Source organism: uncultured Maribacter sp. (assembly GCF_947495965.1).
Lineage (GTDB): Bacteria > Bacteroidota > Bacteroidia > Flavobacteriales > Flavobacteriaceae > Maribacter_B.
On the sequence record NZ_CANMBB010000010.1, the window covers coordinates 85,845 to 105,503 of the forward strand.

Genomic DNA, 19,659 nt, shown 5'->3' on the forward strand with positions numbered 1-19,659 from the left:
AAAAGAATGGCAAAAGATAACAATACAAATTCAAAAAAACCTAAATTTAATTCTTGGTGGATCTATGGCTTAATAGCGGTTCTACTTATAGGTTTTCAATATTTTAGTAGTGAAAATTTTTCAAGTGCTAAAAAAACTACAACATCAGAATTACAAGATTACTTACGTAACGGTGATGTAGATAAAATATTAATTATTACCAATACAAACCAAGCTAAGGTTTTTCTTACCAAAGAAGCTTTAGAAAAAGATGTACATAAAGACATTGTTTCTAAACCAATAATACCTTCTTCTGGTACTGTAGCACAATACAGTTTGGATTATGGAGATTTAGCAATATTCCAAAATGAAATTACAGCAATAAAAAAGGAAAATAATTTAGATACAGTTGTAGAGTTTGGAAAAGAATCTAACGTTATTGCGGATATTTTAATATCTCTACTCCCATTTGTAATAATAATAGGTATTTGGATATACTTAATGCGAAGAATGTCTGGCGGCGGCGGCGGCGGCGCTGGTGGCCAAATATTTAATATTGGAAAATCTAAAGCAAAACTTTTTGATGAAAAAACAGACACAAGAACTTCTTTTAAAGACGTTGCAGGCTTAGAAGGTGCAAAAGAAGAAGTAGAAGAGATTGTAGAGTTTTTAAGAAACCCAGATAAATACACCTCATTAGGTGGTAAAATTCCAAAAGGAGCATTATTAGTAGGCCCTCCTGGAACAGGTAAAACATTATTAGCTAAAGCTGTAGCTGGGGAAGCTAAAGTTCCTTTCTTCTCTTTATCAGGTTCAGACTTTGTAGAAATGTTTGTTGGTGTAGGTGCATCTAGAGTTAGAGATTTATTTAAACAAGCTAAAGACAAATCGCCTGCCATAATATTTATTGATGAAATTGATGCTATTGGTAGAGCAAGAGGTAAAAATAATTTTACAGGATCTAATGACGAGCGTGAGAATACCTTAAACCAACTTTTAACAGAAATGGATGGTTTTGGCACTAATACCAATGTTATTGTACTTGCTGCAACTAACAGAGCAGATGTATTAGATAAAGCTTTAATGCGTGCTGGTAGATTTGACCGACAAATATATGTAGACCTACCAGATATTAGAGAACGTAAAGAAATTTTTGAAGTTCACTTAAGACCAATTAAAACATTAGAAACTTTAGATTTAGAGTTCTTAGCTAGACAAACTCCTGGATTCTCTGGAGCAGATATTGCTAACGTTTGTAATGAAGCTGCTTTAATTGCTGCAAGAAATGAAAAGAAAGCTGTAGACAAGCAAGATTTCTTAGATGCAGTGGATAGAATTGTTGGTGGTCTTGAGAAAAAGAATAAAATAATTACTCCTGGAGAAAAGAAAACAATAGCATACCACGAAGCTGGACACGCAACAACCAGCTGGATGTTAGAACATGCTGCTCCATTAGTAAAAGTAACCATAGTTCCAAGAGGGCAATCTTTAGGAGCTGCTTGGTACTTACCAGAAGAAAGGTTAATAGTACGCCCAGAGCAAATGTTAGATGAGATGTGTGCTACCTTAGGTGGTAGAGCCGCAGAAAAAGTAATTTTCAATAAAATATCTACCGGCGCTTTAAGTGATTTAGAAAAAGTAACCAAACAAGCAAGAGCAATGGTTACCGTGTACGGACTTAATGATGAAATTGGAAACTTAACTTATTATGATTCTTCAGGACAAGATTCTTATGGTTTTTCTAAACCTTATAGTGAAGAAACTGCAAGAAAAATAGACGAAGAAATTTCTAAAATCATTGAAGAGCAGTACAAAAGGGCGATAGAAGTTTTAACAGAACACAAAGACAAACTAACTATTTTGGCAGAACGCCTTTTAGAGAAAGAAGTTATTTTCAAAGAAGATTTAGAAAAAATATTTGGAGAAAGGTTATTTACTGATGTAGATAAAAAACTTGAAAGCACCATTATTGAAGATGCTACAGTTAATAACACACAAGAAGAGACGGATAAATAATAAATATTAAATATATTCGTTGTCCAAGTATACTACGAAGTAATAAAACAGAAGTTTAGAAAATTAAATGGGGCTATTTGATATCCTTTTTGGCGGTGGCAAAAAGAAAATTTCCAAAGAAACTGCGGAAACAAGAGGGGTTCATATGCCAGATTTAAATCTACCTGTAGATGAAAAATTTACCATACATTTTAAAAAAAATGGTGGTAAATTTTTGTATTGCGACTCTTTTAACGAAATATCTTTAGCATTAAAAAGTATTGTTCAAGAAAACAATTGGGAAAACTCTCCTTTTTTTGTAATGAACAAACAGCTAAAGACTAAATTTTCTAAGGAAGGTATAAAATTTACAGCACAGGCAAATGAAAGCGAAGTTTTTTTTACCACCTGTGAGCACTTAATAGCTCAAAACGGTTCTATTTTAGTTTGTTCTAACCAACTAAATGAAAAAAAATTAAATGAACTTCCAGACAATGTTATAGTATTTGCCACAACTAGCCAGTTAGTTGAAAACATTGGTGAAGGCTTAAAAACAATAAAGAAAAAATACGGCCATAGTATTCCTGCAAATATTACTACTCTAAAACACTTTCATGCCACAAAAGAAAATGCAGATGATTTTTTAACTTACGGTAGTACAACAAAAAATTTATACTTGCTATTCTTGGAAGATTTATAGTATGAAAGAAATTTTAAGAAGGGCATTAACAGGAGCCGTATACATAATATTACTACTGTCTGCCGTCTTTTTAAACTCTGATGCGTTTGACTTTTTGTTTATGGCCTTTGGCCTTGCTTGCTTATATGAGTACAAAAAATTAGTTCACCTTAAAGGCTACTATATATTCATGGCCTATTTAGCCCTATGGTGGCTGTTTATATATTTTATTAACGATAAAATTCTTATTAACCTTTTACTAAGCATAACTTTAGTAGTAGATTTTGCTCTTTTATATTTCTTATTTTCAAAAAAAAACAAACCATTTAATACCACCAAAAAGTTTGTTATTGGTCTATTTTATGTAGGAGGCGGGTGCATTTTTTTAACAATGATTCCTTACCAAGAAAATGAATTTGCAAAAATTCTAATCATGGGAATTTTTATTTTAATATGGGTAAATGACACTTTTGCCTATCTGGTAGGTCGTAGTTTAGGAAGAACAAAACTTTATTCCGCAGTTTCTCCTAAAAAAACCATAGAAGGTTCCATTGGAGGGTTTATATTTGCACTAATAGCAGCGTACATTATTAGTGAATTTGAAACACTAATTAGTCCAATGCAATGGATTATTTTATCTACTATAATTGTAATTACAGGTAGCCTTGGAGATTTAATAGAATCTAAATTAAAAAGAGTTGCTGGTGTTAAAGATAGTGGTGCAATACTTCCTGGTCATGGCGGTATGTTAGATAGATTAGACAGTTTAATATTTGCGGCACCTTTTGCCTATTTAATTTTATATATATTCAATTATGTTTCATAAAGAGGGACAAACCATAATTCTAACAACTTTTTTCATTGTTAGTATACTTATTCTTTCAGCACAATTTTATGTTACTCCTCTTTGGTTACGCTGGGGTATACAAGTTGTTGCTATTGCAATACTTATATTAATTCTCCAATTTTTTAGAAACCCAAAAAGGGTTGCTGTAAAAAGTTTTGATGAAATTTTAGCCCCTGTAGATGGTAAAGTAGTAGTAATTGAAGAAGTAGAAGAAAATGAATACTTTAAAGGGAAAAGAAAACAAGTTTCTATTTTCATGTCTCCTTTAAATGTTCACGTTACAAGGTACGCTGCAAGCGGAAGTATTAAATTTTCTAAATACCATCCTGGTAAATATTTAGTAGCATGGCACCCTAAAGCTAGTGAAGAAAACGAGCGCACTACCATTGTAATAAACACTCCAAAATTTGGTGATATTTTATATAGACAAATTGCTGGGGCTCTAGCAAGACGTATTGTAAATTATGCCGAGAAAGGTGATAGTGTACAACAAGGAGATGATGCTGGGTTTATTAAATTTGGCTCAAGGGTAGACTTATTCTTACCTTTAGACTGTGCTATTACAGTGAAGTTAAACCAAAAAGTAAAAGGAGCTAAAACATGTATTGCTAGTTTTGTAGACACAAATGAAAAACAAAAAACTATATAATGAATATCTTAAAACTGTAGATTATATTAATAGTTATAATGATCCTATTCCCCCAGATATTTTATTAAAACTATATGCCTACTACAGAATTGCTAATAAAAATCATAGCTCTCCAGGAAGTAAAACCCCTTTAATTAATGCTTTTAAAGCTAATGCATTAATACAAGCGAAAAAATACTCTGTAGAAGATGCCATGAGGGAATATATTCTATTAGTTGAAAAAGAACTTAAATAAAAAAGTCCTTAGTTAAATAACTAGGGACTTTTTTATTAATATATACTAGTGTACTTATTTAACCTTAGTACTAAACATTTGTTTTCCTTCTAGATAACCAACCATATGGTCTCCAGAATTCACTTTATTAGCTCCTGTAGCAGGGGTTCCTGATAATAAAATATCTCCAGGATTTAACGTCATTATTCCTGATACATACGTTATTAATTCTGCCAATGTAGTAATCATTAAACTACTATTACCTTTTTGCGTTTCTTCTCCATTTACTGTCATAGAGAAATTTATATTGGTAACATCTGAAAAATCTGAAATAGGCAAAAAAGAAGATATTGGAGTAGCCCCATCAAAACCTTTTGCTAAAGCCCAAGGACCTTTATTTGGCTCTCTGCTTTTTGTTAATACATCTTTTGCGGTTAAATCATTTGCTAAAGCAATAGCATCCACAAAACTTAAAGCATTTTCTAAGGTAGCATTTTTACACTTTTCCCCTATTCTAAAAGCTAATTCTACTTCATACCAAACATCATTAGAAAAAGAAGGTAACTCTAAATCCGCATCATTTTCTAGTAATGAACTGTCTGGTTTTGTAAAAATTAAAGGAACAACTTCTCCTTTTGGCATTTCACTTAAATTATTCACATAATTTTTACCTATTCCAATTACTTTCATCTTATTATTTATTATATAATTATTTTAAACTTGCTAAACTTTTTTCTAAGGTTTCAATTTTAGCTTCTGCATCACTCTGTTTTTGCCTTTCAATTGTAATAACTTTTTCTGGAGCATTATTTACAAAACGCTCATTAGAAAGTTTCTTCTGAACTGAAATTAAAAATCCTTTAGTATACTTTAATTCTTCTTCAATTTTCAAAATTTCGGCTTCAACATCTATAGCTCCCTCCATAGGAATAAAGTATTCATTACTTTTTACTCTAAATGTTAATGCGCCTTCTACAGCAGCATCTACATAGGTTATAGATTCTACATTAGTTAGTTTACGAATAACAGAGTCCCATGCATTGTCATTTTTCTCGGTATTTAAAACGGATAATGAGAGTGCTTCTTTCATAGGAATATTCTTCTCTTTACGAATAGTTCTTATGCCAGAAATAACATCTGACGCAAAATTAAATTCCGAAATTATATCTTTATTTACTTCCTTAGAAACTGGCCATTGGGATACCATAAGTGCTTCTTCTGATGTTCTTTTGGTTATATGCTGCCATACCTCTTCGGTTAAAAACGGCATAAAAGGATGCAATAATTTTAAGTTTTGCTCAAACAAATTAATTACGGCATTAAAAGTAGTTTTATCTATTGGTTTTTGATAAGCAGGTTTAATTATCTCTAATAGCCAAGAACTATAATCGTCCCACACTAATTTATAAATTGCCATTAATGCGTCTGAAATTCTATACTTACTAAAATGGTCTTCAATCTCTAATAAAGTTTCATTAAATTTAGCTGTATACCACTCTACACCTAATTTAGAAGCTTCAGGCTGTGGTAAATCTTCTACTTCCCATCCTTTTACCAATCTAAAGCCATTCCAGATTTTATTTGCAAAATTCTTTCCTTGTTGGCATAGCGCTTCATCAAACATTAAATCATTACCCGCAGCTGCACTTAACAATAAACCTACACGCACACCATCTGCGCCATAATCCTCTATTAATTTTAATGCATCTGGAGAATTCCCTAAAGATTTAGACATTTTACGGCGTTGCTTGTCTCTTACCAATCCTGTAAAATAAACATTTTCAAAAGGTCTTGCATCTCTATACTCATAACCAGAAACAATCATACGTGCTACCCAGAAGAATAAGATATCTGGTCCAGTCACCAAATCATTTGTAGGGTAATAATATTGAATTTCTTCATTCTCTGGCTCTAAAATTCCACCAAAAACACTTATTGGCCATAACCAAGAAGAAAACCAAGTATCTAATACATCTTCATCTTGTCTTAAATCTGCAGAGGTTAAACTCTCTTTTCCGGATTTAGTCTTAGCTAAATCTAATGCTTCTTCTATAGTTTCTGCAACCACAAATTCATCTTGCCCGTCACCAAAATAAAAAGCAGGTATTTGCTGTCCCCACCATAATTGTCTAGAAATATTCCAATCGCGAATATTTTCCATCCAATGTCGATAGGTATTTTCAAATTTCTTAGGAAATAATTTTACTTCATTATTTTTTAAAACGGCATCTAAAGCTGGCTTTGCCAACTCTTCCATTTTAAGAAACCATTGGTCCGAAAGTCTAGGTTCTATAACTGCCTTGGTTCTTTCTGATGTTCCTACTTTATTAATATGTTGCTCGGTTTTTACCAAAAAGCCTTTTTCCTCTAACTCTTTTGATATTTCTTTACGAACTACAAAACGGTCTTTGCCTTCATAATGTAAACCAAAGCTGTTTAACGAAGCATCTTCATTAAAAATATCTATTATTTCTAAATCATGTTTCTCCCCTAATGCTTTATCATTAATATCGTGTGCTGGTGTAACTTTTAAACAACCAGTACCAAACTCCATATCTACATAAGTATCTTCAATTATTGGAATTACTCTTCCAGATAATGGCACAATTGCTTTTTTTCCTTTTAAATGCGTAAAACGGTCATCATTTGGATTTATACAAATAGCACTATCTCCTAAAATAGTTTCTGGTCTTGTGGTAGCAATAGTAACTTTTTCATCTGAACCTTCAATGGCATAAGACAAGTAGTATAGTAGACCTTGCTTCTCTTCATAAATTACTTCTTCATCAGATAGTGTTGTTTTTGCTTCAGGATCCCAATTTACCATTCGGTTTCCTTTATAAATTTTCCCTTTATTAAATAAGTCTACAAAAACTTTTATTACAGAGGCAGACATATCGTCATCCATAGTAAATTTAGTACGCTCCCAATCACAGGAACAACCAAGTTTTTTTAGCTGCTCTAGGATTACTCCACCATACTCTTCTGTCCAATCCCAAGCATGTTTTAAGAAATCTTCTCTACTAAGGTCTTTTTTATTTATTCCTTGTTCTTTTAATTTTGCCACAACTTTAGCTTCTGTAGCAATAGAGGCATGGTCTGTACCAGGTACCCAACAAGCATTTTTACCCATTAACCTTGCTCTTCTTACCAAAACATCTTGTATGGTATTATTAAGCATATGCCCCATATGAAGCACTCCTGTAACATTTGGCGGAGGTATTACTATAGTATAAGGTTCTCTATTGTCGGGGGTAGAATGAAAAAAGTTGTTTTTCATCCAATAATCATACCAGTGACTCTCTACTGATTGGGGGTTATATTTTGATGGCATTTCCATTTTGGAACAGTTTTTGAATAATATTTTTTACGTTACTAAATATTTAAATTAAAAGATATGTTAAAATATCTAAATTGCATCTAATTTTAAATACGAAACAAAAATAAGTAACGTTACAGTATAACAAAAGAATTTTGGAGGTTCATCTTAAAAGATTTATTTTTGAAATTCACCCAAAACTAAAAATGATGAAAAAAATAGTACTTGTATTATTTGTAGGTTTATTAGGATTTAGCCTTACTGCACAGGAAACTGCTGCAAAAATTGAATTTAAATCAGAAACCGTAGATTACGGTGAAGTTGCTAAAGGCGCTAATGGTGTACGTGTATTTGAATTTACAAATACTGGTAATGCCCCATTAATTATAAGTAAAGTTAGCTCTAGCTGTGGATGTACCATCCCAAAAAAGCCAGAAGACCCAATTTTACCAGGGAAAACTGGAGAAATTTCTGTTAAATATGATACTAACAGAGTTGGGCCTATTAGAAAGGCAATAACTGTTATTTCTAATGCAGACACTCCAACAAAAGTTTTAAAAATAAAAGGAGAAGTAAAAGATTCCGGAGCAGGAAAATAATTTTACTATAACTAATATAGAAAAGCTCGGTTATACCGAGCTTTTTTATTTAAACAAATTTTTAAGAACAAAACTAAAAAGTACATCTTGATTGTATCTTTCTATGAGTACTTCAATTCTTTTTCCTTCTTTATCGTTTAGCATTTGTAATACTTCTTGAATTTTGTATTTATGTATACGCTTACCATTTACAGCTAATATTACATCTCCTTGTTGCAATCCTGCGGCTTCCGCTGGGCTTCCCATTCTTATCCCAGATACCACAATCTCTGGCACCAAACTTAATCTGGTAGTATTCTCTAAAAGAATTTGAACATTCCCAAAATATTTATCGTTTTTCTTTACTAGACCATTTGTATTAGCAATACGCTCAGAAACATACCGTACTCCATCATGTTGCAAATCTATTCCGCTTAAATTATATTGAAAAGCTTTATTGAAATTCCCATTCTTACGAATCGTCATTTTTTTATTTCTATAATCAAAAACAATATTAAAACGTTTTAATATTTCTCCGCCAACACTTCCATTTCTATTTCCCAATCTTTTAATAGAATTAAAGGTTTCTATATCTGGAAAAGCAGTTTTCGCATCTTTTACAGAAAAAGTGCCTAATCTAATACTGTTAATTTTAGTACGTCTACCAAAAATATCCCCCCCTAAACCTTTCCCTAAAAAATCTTCATAATTGTCTTGAGGCACATTAATATTTTCGTCTTCAAATAACCATACAGCATCACTACTACCAGTATCTACCAACATCTTAACTGGTAAATTTTCTTTTCCATTTATATAAACATTAGCACCAACATACACTTTCTTTTTAATAATATTTATAGGCAAGATTTCACTTTTCTTGCTCTCTTTATATACATAATTCTCTGGAGAATAAAACTTAATCACTTTTCTTGAATAATTTATATCTACAATAAAGTCTTTAAACAAATCATATCCTATAATTCCGTGAATTGGAATTCCAATACTAGAGGAAAGATTTAAATCTTTATCCAAAACAACATATAAATGTTGATTACTATTTTTAATATCACCTAGTTTAAAAGTGTTACCTATAGAGCTAAGTCCTTTTATTGGCTCCCCCTTTCCTAAACCTCTAATACTTATTTCTGATACGTTATTAATTTGAACCGAATCTCGGTCTGATAAGTTAAATAATATAGGTTTCTGAACCCCAGAATCTAAAATAAAAGATAACTCTGTGCCATTAACCTCAATTGGCATTATAATTAAGTTATTTATTAGTTGAAATTTTACTTTTTGACTCTTTTTTGAAGTAGGTAACGAAAACGTTTGCGAAAATCCTTTACTAAAAAAGAACGCAATAAGTAGCATACAAAAAGAGAAACTATACCTCAAACCTTTTATTTTTAACACATTACGTTGTAAAAATTATAAAAAATAGGGTAAATTTCCTAGATATTTAACAAAAAAAGCCTCCTAAATAAACCTTTGTATTTATTGTTTGTCTTGTTAGGTTTCCTCATTTTTGTATAAAATTTGTTATATGCCTAAAATTTCTAATAAAGGGATTAATATGCCCGAGTCTCCAATACGTAAATTGGTTCCTTTTGCAGAACAAGCAAAAAAGAATGGTGCTAAGGTAATACACTTAAACATAGGGCAACCAGATATAAAAACACCACAAATAGCTCTAGACGCTGTTAAAAATAATACATTAAGTGTTATTGCCTACAGTAGAACAGAAGGCTCCGATATTTTTAGAGAAAAGATTGCTGCTTATTATTTAAAAAATAATATTGTAGTTAATTCTTCGGATATTATTGTAACTACTGGCGGTTCTGAAGCACTTTCTTTTGCAATGGGTAGTATTGCAGATCATGAGGATGAAATTATAATTCCGGAACCTTTTTACGCTAATTATAATGGGTTTGCTACTGCAACCGGAGTTAAAGTAGTACCAGTTGTATCTACAATAGAAAATAATTTTGCACTACCTCCTATTGATGATTTTGAAAAACTAATTACCCCTAAAACAAAAGCAATATTAATATGTAATCCAGGCAACCCAACTGGATACTTATATAGCAAAGAAGAAATTAAAAAGCTTACTGAAATTGTAAAAAAACACGATTTGTTTTTAATTGCAGATGAAGTTTATAGAGAGTTTACCTATGACAACAAAGAACATTACTCTATTTTACAAGAAGAAGGTCTTGAAGATAATGCTATTGTAATAGATTCTGTTTCTAAAAGATATAGTATGTGTGGCGCAAGAATAGGGTATTTAGTTTCTAAAAACAAAGAATTTATTAAAACAGCTATAAAGTTTGCACAAGCAAGACTGTCCCCACCTACCTATGCACAAATAGCAAGTGAAGCTGCATTAGATACACCGCAAAGTTATTTTGATGATGTAAAAAAAGAATATGTAGAAAGAAGAAACACGCTAACAACTGAATTAAAAAAAATAGATGGTGTAAAAGTTGCAATGCCTAATGGTGCTTTTTACTGTATTGCAGAATTACCTATAAAAAGTGCCGATGATTTTGCACAATGGCTATTAGAAGATTTTAGATATAAAGGAGAAACAGTAATGGTAGCCCCTGCAGCTGGTTTTTATGCAACTAAAGGTTTAGGGCTAAACCAAATAAGAATTGCATACGTTTTAGACCAAGAAAGTTTAAAAAGAGCTGTTACTATACTAAAAGAAGCACTTAAGAGTTATATAGGGTAATGCAGATATTACAAGATATACCTTTAAAAAATTACAATACTTTTGGTATTGCTGTTACAGCAAAATACTTTTGTGAGGTTACTACTTTAAAAGAACTAAAAGAAGCTCTTTCTTTAAAAGACTACCCTTCTAAATTTATTTTAAGTGGCGGAAGCAATATGCTACTTACTAAAAATATAAATGCACTTGTAATTTACATTAACCTTAAAGGAATTACAGTTGTTAAAGAAGACGAAAAACATGTAACCTTAAAAATAATGGCTGGAGAAAACTGGCATAACATGGTTTTGTGGACGCTAAAAAACAACTACGGAGGCATAGAAAACATGTCTTTAATTCCTGGTAAAGTTGGCACAGCCCCAATTCAAAACATAGGTGCTTATGGGGTAGAATTAAAAGACCATTTTGTAAAATGCCAAACCATAAATACCGAAACTTTAGAGGAACATTCTTTTACTAAAGAAGACTGCAAATTTGGATATAGAGACTCTTTTTTTAAACAAGAAGGAAAAGGTAAGCATATAATAACAGCTGTTTTTCTAGAGCTTACCAAAAAAAATCATATCTTAAATACATCTTATGGCTCTATAGAAGAAGAATTGAAAAAGGAAAATATTACAAATCCTACCATTCAAGATGTTTCTAATGCTGTCATAGCCATAAGACAAAGTAAATTACCAGACCCAAAAAAAATAGGAAATAGTGGTAGTTTTTTTAAGAACCCAATTATTTCTGAAAAAGATTTTAAAGAATTTAGTTTAAAAAACCCAGAGGCTCCATTCTACAAAATAACAGAAAAAGAATATAAAATACCCGCAGGTTGGCTTATAGAACAAAGTGGTTTTAAAGGAAAACGATATGGAGATGCAGGCGTACATACTAAACAAGCATTAGTTTTAGTAAATTATGCAAATGCTACTGGAGAAGAAATAGTACAATTAGCATCTAAAATTATAAAAGAGGTACAAATAAAATTTAATATTACCATTGTACCAGAAGTAAACATAATAAAATAACCCCCGTATAACATACGAGGGTTACATCAAACCAACCAAAAATAAATGTACAATAACCAGTTGTACATTTACAACTTTAATATTTTTTTATATACGCTAAGTATAACAATCAATTTAATAATTTAGCGTTTACAAATATATACGGTAAAAAAGAAGCTATTGGATGCCGAGAACTCCATATTTATAAAGCTTTATAATATTATATGAGCGCACTACTTGAAAAACATATTGTAGAACTTTTGCAAGAGAGGAATGAAAAAGCAATTTCTCTTCTCTATGAACATTATGGAGATACTTTATATGGTGTAGCCCATAAAGTTGTAAGAAACAATGATTTAGCTCAAGACGTTTTACAAGAAAGCTTTGTTAAAATCTGGAAAAAATCGGATTCTTATGACCCTTCTAAAGCTAAATTATTTACTTGGTTATTTAGAATAACTAGGAATACTGCTATAGATAAATTAAGAAGTGTTAATACAAAAACAGATAAGGAAATCCAAATGGATGTTTCTGACGTATATAATTTAGGCGTAGAAAGTATTAGACCTGATTTAATTGACGTCCGAGAAAATTTAGATAAAATAGAAAGTAAATATCAAATTGTTTTAGAAGCCTTGTTTTTTCAAGGAATGACACAACAAGAAGCTAGCGATGAGTTAGATATTCCTTTAGGAACTATTAAATCTAGATTAAAAATAGGTTTACGTGAATTAAAAAAGATATACAATCCAGCTATATTACTTGCGCTTCTATTAAATATATAATTATGAAAGAAAAGATAAAAATATTTTTAGATTCTGATCTTCTAGAAAAATATCTATTAGGTTCTACTAATGATATGGAATCTATGCAAGTAGAGCGTTATATAGCAATGTATCCGGAGGTAAAAAAAACCTATGATGAGTTACAAGACAACTTAGAGACTTATGCTAAATTACATGCCATAAAAACTCCCGAAGGTCTTAAAGAAAAAATACATGCTAGAATAAAATCAGAACGTTCTGGTCGTAAGCAATTTTTTAGATATGCAATTGCCGCAAGTATTGTTGCTTGTATGTTTGCTAGTGCTTCTTATTTTTTCTGGAATCAAAACCAGAATTTACAGCAAGAAAACACTATTGTTACTAATAAAATAAAAACATTAGAAGCAGATATGAGACAACAATTGGAAGACGTAAGAAACCAATTTATTGTTCTTAACAATCCGCAGACTAAAAAATACAATGTAAGAGGTAATAAAATGGCTAGAGATTTAAAAGCCGTTGCTTACATAAACCCTGTAAAGAAATTATCTTACATAAACGTTAGTAAATTACCTGAATTACCTGAAGACCAATGTTACCAAATGTGGGCAGAGGTAAATGGAGAAATGTTAAATTTAGGAATAATACAAGAAGCTGCTAGTAAAGATAAATTAACAGCACTACCCTATTCCGACAACGCAGTTAGTTATATAACAATAGAACCAAAAGGTGGTAATATAAGTCCAACTACAAACAAAATAGTTGCTAATATCGCGTATTAACCATCCCCTTCATAAAGTATTCATAAAGCCCCATTTTGGGGCTTTATTTTTATATCTTTGTAAAAAATTTATTTATGAAGTTGATACTACTTACTATAGGTCTTCTTTCCATTGCTTTTGCAGGAATTGCTATTAAAATATGGGCTAAAAAAGATGGTAAATTTGCTGGCACTTGTGCTAGTCAAAGTCCATTTTTAAATAAAGAAGGGGAAGCTTGCGGAATGTGCGGAAAATTACCAAGCGAACAAGATTGCAAAAAAGATGCTACTCCAGAATTACAGTAGTTAAAAGTTATAAAATAAACTGTCATTATCTAAACCCCCTGTTTTGGACAGCAAACAAACCATTAATAATACTATAGAAAAAGCTAAATTAGGCAATCAAATTGCTTATAGTAAATTACTACATATCTTTTGGAATGATGTTTATGGTTTTCAATTAAAAAGAACCGAAAACGAAAGTGATGCAGAAGATATAACCATACAAACTTTCTCTAAAGCTTTTGACAAATTAAGCACTTATGATTCTTCTTATAAGTTTAAGACATGGTTAATTACCATTTCTAAAAACATACATGTAGACCTTTTAAGAAAAAGAAAAAAAGATATCATAAACGTAAAGGATAATAACGAAGACTACAAAAAAGTTCTAGATGATGCTCCTTCTGCAGAAGACCAACTTATAACAGAACAGAATTTAGCAACGCTTTTACAGCATATAAAAAAATTAAAACCGCACTACCAAGAAGTTATTAATCTTAGATATTTTAATGAACTTTCTTATGCTGCAATAGCTACCCAATTAAATGAGCCAATTAATAATGTGAAAGTAAAACTCTTAAGAGCAAAAAAATTATTGGCCGAAGTTATTACCCGAAACAAATAAAATATACTTTCATGTAATAAGTTTACCAAGCTTGTTTATAAGTATAACACCTTAATTTAGTTTGTATATTTGTATAAAATTTACCTATGAGCACAGATTCTATAAATCATGTTAAGCCACCAAAAGGAAAACCAAAATGGTTACGTGTAAAATTACCAACAGGTAAAAAATACACGCAGTTAAGGGGCTTAGTAGACAAGTATGACCTACATACTATTTGCACCTCTGGTAGTTGTCCAAATATGGGCGAATGTTGGGGAGAAGGCACTGCCACTTTCATGATTTTAGGAAATGTTTGCACAAGATCTTGTGGTTTTTGTGGTGTAAAAACCGGCAGACCAGAAACTGTAGATTGGTCCGAGCCTGAGAAAGTTGCTCGTTCTATAAAAATAATGAGCATTAAACATGCCGTTATTACATCTGTAGATAGAGATGACCTAAAGGATATGGGCTCAATAATATGGGCAGAAACGGTGAAAGCTATTCGTAGAATGAACCCTACCACAACCTTAGAAACCTTAATTCCAGATTTTCAAGGTATTGAAAGACATTTAGATCGTATTATAGAAGTTTCTCCAGAAGTTGTTTCTCATAACATGGAAACTGTAAAAAGACTAACTAGAGAGGTAAGAATACAAGCTAAATACGAAAGGAGTCTTGAAGTATTAAGATACTTAAGAGAAAATGGCATAAACAGAACAAAATCTGGTATTATGTTAGGTTTAGGAGAGTTAGAAGAAGAAGTAATCCAAACAATGGAGGACTTAAGAAATGCTAAAGTAGATGTTGTTACTATTGGGCAATATTTACAACCTACTAAAAAACACCTACCTGTTCAACAATTTATACTCCCAGAACAATTTAAGAAGTATGAAGAAATTGGTTTAAAAATGGGTTTTAGACATGTAGAAAGTGGCGCATTAGTAAGGTCTTCTTACAAGGCTCACAAACACATAAACTAACTTTCTTTAAGAGTTTATTTTTTCCATGAAAAAAATAAAAATTGGCATTAATGGTTTTGGAAGAATTGGAAGAACCGTTTGTAGATTATTAAACCAACATAACCATTTAGAGGTAGTTGCTATTAATGACCTTGCAGATGCAAGAACACTAGCACATCTTTTAAAATATGATAGTATTCATGGTGTATTTCATGAAAATATAAGCCATAACCAAGATCATATTATTATTGGAGAACAATATATAAAGCTCTTTAATAACAACCATCCAAAAGATATTAACTGGAAAGACCAAGCTGTTGATCTTGTTATAGAATCTACGGGGAAATTTAAATCCAAAAAAGATTTAGATTTTCATATATCTAATGGTGCTAAAAAAGTAATTTTATCTGTACCCCCAGAAGAAGATTCTATTAAAATGATTGTTTGCGGCATTAATGAAAGTTCGCTTACTAATAACGACCATATCATATCTAACGCATCTTGTACTACAAATAATGCTGCTCCAATGATAAAGGTTATAGAGGAACTTTGTGGTATAGAACAAGCATATATTACTACGATACATTCTTATACCTCGGACCAAAGTTTACATGACCAACCCCATAACGATTTAAGAAGAGCAAGAGCTGCCGGACAATCTATTGTTCCAACAACAACCGGTGCTGCAAAAGCCTTAACAAAGATTTTTCCAAAACTAGAAAATGTCATCGGTGGTTGTGGCATTCGAGTTCCCGTCCCAAATGGCTCTCTTACAGATATCACATTTAATGTAAAAAGGCTTACAAATATTAAAGAAATTAATGATACTTTTGAAAAAGTATCGAACAGCACGTTAAAAAACATAGTTTATTATACTGAAGACCCCATAGTATCTATAGATATAAACAATAGTTCGTATTCTTGTACGTTTGATTCTCAGATGACGTCAGTTATCGGAAAAATGGTTAAAATTATTGGTTGGTATGATAACGAAACTGGTTATAGCTCGAGAATAATAGACCTAATTAATATAATGATTCGTAAAAATTACATTTGAATATTCTATCTACATATAGAAACCTTAAAAAAATATCTTTATTAATAGGATTGCTATTAGTATACTCGTATTCTTTTTCGCAAGATTCTATACAAGAAAAGGATGCTGTTTCTTATTTCAATTTAGCCAGAACATTAAAAAATCAAAATAAAATAGATTTGGCTTTAGAAGCATTAAATAAAGCTTCTGAAGAAGCAGAAAAAAATGAAGATGTAAAATCTTTAATAGATAGTTACCACGAATTTTCTCAATTATACTTAAAATTAGACAACGAAGAAACTACTCTTTTCTATTGGGACAGAGCCGAAGTTTTGTTAAAAGATATAGAATATCCATACGGAGATGCCATTCATAAATTTATTGAAGCTTTAGTGCTATACAGAAACAATAAAAATTTTCAAGCAATTTTTATGTTAAATGAAGCAAAGCAGTTAAATAACGATCGTAATTTCTTTAATCATATCTTATTAGCAGAAGGAGACATTTATCTAAATTTAGAAAAATATGAAAATGCCTCTAAAAACTTTAACTCTTTAGTTATAAATACCGATGTTTTTGAAAAAGAATATTTAGCTACAAAAGCACATATTGGGCTAACTAAACTTTATATTAAAACTCAAAAATTTGAAGAAAGTATAACAAACGGAGAAGCTGCTTTAAAACTTGCTGAGAAACAAGAATTTAGTAAAGAAGTTTTTGAAGCCAGAGAGCTATTAACCACTGCGTATGAAAAGAAAAATGAATTTAGTTTAGCATTAGAACAAAGTCAAAAACTTGTAGTACTAAAAGATTCTGTTTTTAATATTGACAAATTAAAAATAGAACAAAAAACTGCCGATAAAATTAGAGACGATTTTAAAACGTCTGAAATTAATAGGTTAGAAAAATTAAATGAAGAGCTAAATGAATCTGCTAATAGGTCAGAAATTACTGCAGTTTTAACTTCTGCCTTTTTAATCATAATTTCTCTTTTAGCTGTTTCTCTTTATAGAAATAATCAAATCAAATTAAAAACAAACGACTTACTACAGACTAAAAACAAAGAATTACAAGCCGCAAGAGATGGTGCCGTACAAGCTATGGAAGCTAAAACTAATTTTCTTTCCACAGTTAGTCATGAGCTCCGGACACCCCTATATGCTGTAACAGGGCTCACCCATTTACTTTTAGAGGAAAATCCTAGTGAGAACCAAAAAGAACACCTAAAAGCACTAAAATTCTCTGGTGACTATCTTTTAAATTTTATTAATGACATTTTGCAAATTAATAAAATTGATGCCGATAAATTAGAGCCTTTAAATATGGAGTTTAACCTTAAAAAGGTTTTAAAAGAAGTTATTGACTCCTTACAGCAAAGTGCCAAAGAAAATAGCACAAAAATTATTTTACAATACGATGAAGATATTCCTGGACATTTAATGAGTGATCCTCTTAAGCTCTCTCAAATTTTCATGAATCTTGTTGGTAATGCCCTTAAATTCACTAAAAATGGAGAGGTAAAAGTAATTGCAAAATTACTTAAAAAAATGGAGGATGATGTTACCTTATATTTTGAAGTAGAAGATAATGGTATTGGTATTTCTAAAGAAATGCAGGAAAGTATTTTTGAAGGTTTTGAGCAAGGTTCTATCCAAATTAATAGAGAATATGGTGGTACAGGACTAGGACTAACTATTGTAAAAAGTTTACTAGGTTTATTTGATAGTAAAATACAATTAGAAAGCGAATTAGGTAATGGTAGTTCTTTCTTTTTTGAAGTTACTGTAAAAAGTAAAGATGCCATCGTAGACGATATTCCTTTTGAAATTACAGAAAAAGAATATGAGTTTAAAGGCTTGCATTTAATGATCGTAGAGGATAATAAAATAAACCAAGTAATTACCAAAAAAATGCTTACCAAAAAAGAGATTACTAGTGATATTGCTAGTAATGGTATGGAAGCTATAGATTTGGCTAAAAATAATACGTATGATGCCATTTTAATGGATATTCATATGCCTGGTATTAGTGGAGAAGAAGCTACCATTAAAATTAGGAAATTTAATAAACACACCCCTATAATTGCACTTACAGCAATATCTTTAGATGATAGTTTAGAGAGTTTTTATGCTGCTGGTTGTAATGATGTTGTTACAAAACCATTTAAACCCGAAGTATTTTACCAGAAAATAGGAGAGAATATTTTTGATAAAAAAATTAGCGATTCCTAGACAAATAAAGTTCTATTTGTTTCATTAATTCATCTTCCCCTCTGTTTAAAAAAAGATGAGATACTTCAATATAACTAAGATTACTTACTTTATCTTTTAACCTAACATAATCTTTTTCTGTAGTAATAATACATTCTTTAGATTGTAGTAACTTAATCTCAGAGTCTGTAAAAAAATGATGGTCTGTATATTTTAAATGCTCAAATTGTATCTCTTGTTTACTTAAATATTTTTCCAAAGGTTTTGGGTTTGCAATACCTGTAACTAAGGTTATCTTTTTACTCTTTAACGCTTCTAAAGAAGCTGTATTAAAATTTCCTTTTAGAATAGAGTTATAACCAAAGTAAGCAAATAAAACTTCTTGATTTGGATACCTCTGCAACCTTTTTTTAATCTTATGCTGCTCATTATTAGATAAATCATCTGGGCACTTTGTAACAATAATAATAGATGCTCGTTTTGCTTCTTTTTTACTATCTCTTAAGTTTCCAGTAGGCAAATACCAATCATCTACAAATAATTTATCATAAGTAGTTAGGAGAATAGAAAAACCTGGTGTAACTTTTCTATGTTGAAAACCATCATCTAGCAAAATAAAATCTGAAGTATTTTTAGACTCCATAGTAACAATACCATTTTGCCTATCGGCATCTACCACCATTGTAATTTCTGGAAATTTAGAATATATCTGGTAGGGCTCATCCCCTAGTTCTTCTACTGTAGAATTCTTAGTAGCCAATAAATAACCTTTAGATTTACGCCCATAACCCCTACTTAGTACTCCTATTTTATAGGTTTGCGTAAACAAACGCAATAAAGCCTCAATCATAGGAGTTTTTCCAGTCCCCCCTGTACTTAAGTTTCCAATACAAATAATGGGTGTTTTATACGATTCAGACTTAAAAATACCGATATCATAAAACCAATTACGCGTATATACTGCTAAAGCATATAGTAAAGAAACAGGAAAAAGTAATTTTCTGAGTAGTTGCATTAGAACGAAAATATAATATTTTATCTTTGATAACCTT

19 protein-coding genes are annotated in these 19,659 nt (G+C 31.0%); 15 read left to right on the forward strand and 4 right to left on the reverse strand.

Annotated elements, in window-relative coordinates:
- Positions 1-6: 6 nt before the first annotated feature.
- From ftsH to Q0820_RS15785, 5 genes are all read left to right on the forward strand, one after another.
- On the forward strand, positions 7-1,995 hold the full coding sequence (ftsH, locus tag Q0820_RS15765; protein WP_298489060.1) for an ATP-dependent zinc metalloprotease FtsH: 1,989 nt from the start codon (positions 7-9) through the stop codon (positions 1,993-1,995).
- A gap of 67 nt (positions 1,996-2,062) precedes the next feature.
- Positions 2,063-2,674 (forward strand): LUD domain-containing protein, encoded by a 612-nt coding sequence (locus Q0820_RS15770; protein ID WP_298489062.1) that lies wholly within the window; start codon positions 2,063-2,065, stop codon positions 2,672-2,674.
- A gap of 1 nt (position 2,675) precedes the next feature.
- The gene (locus Q0820_RS15775; protein ID WP_298489064.1) at positions 2,676-3,479 is read left to right on the forward strand and encodes a phosphatidate cytidylyltransferase; all 804 of its coding nucleotides are present in this window, start codon (positions 2,676-2,678) and stop codon (positions 3,477-3,479) included.
- Positions 3,469-4,149: a phosphatidylserine decarboxylase family protein gene (locus Q0820_RS15780; protein ID WP_298489066.1), complete on the forward strand. Its 681-nt coding sequence runs from the start codon at positions 3,469-3,471 to the stop codon at positions 4,147-4,149. Before Q0820_RS15775 ends, Q0820_RS15780 begins: the two co-directional genes overlap by 11 nt.
- Complete coding sequence (locus tag Q0820_RS15785) at positions 4,127-4,384, forward strand: acyl-CoA-binding protein (protein ID WP_298489068.1); 258 nt, start codon at positions 4,127-4,129, stop codon at positions 4,382-4,384. The genes Q0820_RS15780 and Q0820_RS15785 overlap by 23 nt, the downstream gene beginning before the upstream one ends.
- Before the next feature lie 54 nt (positions 4,385-4,438).
- Here Q0820_RS15785 and Q0820_RS15790 read toward each other — a convergent pair whose 3' ends face one another.
- Complete coding sequence (locus tag Q0820_RS15790) at positions 4,439-5,053, reverse strand: fumarylacetoacetate hydrolase family protein (RefSeq protein ID WP_298489070.1); 615 nt, start codon at positions 5,051-5,053, stop codon at positions 4,439-4,441.
- Between the two features lie 19 nt (positions 5,054-5,072).
- Complete coding sequence (locus Q0820_RS15795) at positions 5,073-7,703, reverse strand: valine--tRNA ligase (protein ID WP_298489072.1); 2,631 nt, start codon at positions 7,701-7,703, stop codon at positions 5,073-5,075.
- A gap of 188 nt (positions 7,704-7,891) precedes the next feature.
- Between Q0820_RS15795 and Q0820_RS15800 the strand changes: the two genes are divergently transcribed.
- A complete protein-coding gene (locus Q0820_RS15800) occupies positions 7,892-8,281 on the forward strand; it encodes a DUF1573 domain-containing protein (protein WP_298489074.1) in 390 nt (129 codons plus the stop codon).
- A 45-nt stretch (positions 8,282-8,326) separates the two neighbouring features.
- Here the strand turns inward: Q0820_RS15800 and Q0820_RS15805 are convergent, their stop codons facing one another.
- Positions 8,327-9,655 carry an aspartyl protease family protein gene (locus Q0820_RS15805; protein WP_298489076.1) on the reverse strand — a complete coding sequence of 443 codons (1,329 nt, stop codon included), beginning with the start codon at positions 9,653-9,655 and terminating at the stop codon, positions 8,327-8,329.
- Between the two features lie 148 nt (positions 9,656-9,803).
- On the opposite strand from Q0820_RS15805, the gene Q0820_RS15810 reads away from it, so the two are divergent.
- The 9 genes from Q0820_RS15810 (at position 9,804) to Q0820_RS15850 (ending at position 18,628) form a co-directional block, all read left to right on the forward strand.
- Complete coding sequence (locus Q0820_RS15810; RefSeq protein ID WP_298489078.1) at positions 9,804-10,994, forward strand: pyridoxal phosphate-dependent aminotransferase; 1,191 nt, start codon at positions 9,804-9,806, stop codon at positions 10,992-10,994.
- A complete protein-coding gene (gene murB / locus Q0820_RS15815) occupies positions 10,994-12,010 on the forward strand; it encodes a UDP-N-acetylmuramate dehydrogenase (protein WP_298489080.1) in 1,017 nt (338 codons plus the stop codon). Before Q0820_RS15810 ends, murB begins: the two co-directional genes overlap by 1 nt.
- A 203-nt stretch (positions 12,011-12,213) precedes the next feature.
- On the forward strand, positions 12,214-12,774 hold the full coding sequence (locus tag Q0820_RS15820; RefSeq protein ID WP_298489082.1) for an RNA polymerase sigma factor: 561 nt from the start codon (positions 12,214-12,216) through the stop codon (positions 12,772-12,774).
- A gap of 2 nt (positions 12,775-12,776) precedes the next feature.
- On the forward strand, positions 12,777-13,535 hold the full coding sequence (locus Q0820_RS15825) for an anti-sigma factor (RefSeq protein ID WP_298489084.1): 759 nt from the start codon (positions 12,777-12,779) through the stop codon (positions 13,533-13,535).
- A gap of 74 nt (positions 13,536-13,609) precedes the next feature.
- A complete protein-coding gene (locus Q0820_RS15830) occupies positions 13,610-13,819 on the forward strand; it encodes a membrane or secreted protein (protein ID WP_298489086.1) in 210 nt (69 codons plus the stop codon).
- 43 nt (positions 13,820-13,862) lie between these two features.
- Positions 13,863-14,420 carry a sigma-70 family RNA polymerase sigma factor gene (locus Q0820_RS15835; protein WP_298489087.1) on the forward strand — a complete coding sequence of 186 codons (558 nt, stop codon included), beginning with the start codon at positions 13,863-13,865 and terminating at the stop codon, positions 14,418-14,420.
- Between the two features lie 86 nt (positions 14,421-14,506).
- On the forward strand, positions 14,507-15,382 hold the full coding sequence (gene lipA, locus Q0820_RS15840) for a lipoyl synthase (protein ID WP_121069198.1): 876 nt from the start codon (positions 14,507-14,509) through the stop codon (positions 15,380-15,382).
- 25 nt (positions 15,383-15,407) lie between these two features.
- Positions 15,408-16,418, forward strand: a complete 1,011-nt coding sequence (gap, locus tag Q0820_RS15845; protein ID WP_298489090.1) for a type I glyceraldehyde-3-phosphate dehydrogenase — start codon at positions 15,408-15,410, stop codon at positions 16,416-16,418.
- Positions 16,415-18,628: an ATP-binding protein gene (locus tag Q0820_RS15850; RefSeq protein WP_366941669.1), complete on the forward strand. Its 2,214-nt coding sequence runs from the start codon at positions 16,415-16,417 to the stop codon at positions 18,626-18,628. The genes gap and Q0820_RS15850 overlap by 4 nt, the downstream gene beginning before the upstream one ends.
- On the opposite strand, the gene lpxK is transcribed toward Q0820_RS15850, so the two are convergent.
- A complete protein-coding gene (lpxK, locus tag Q0820_RS15855; protein WP_298489092.1) occupies positions 18,615-19,622 on the reverse strand; it encodes a tetraacyldisaccharide 4'-kinase in 1,008 nt (335 codons plus the stop codon). The two genes, Q0820_RS15850 and lpxK, sit on opposite strands and share 14 nt — an antisense overlap.
- Between the last annotated feature and the right edge of the window lie 37 nt (positions 19,623-19,659).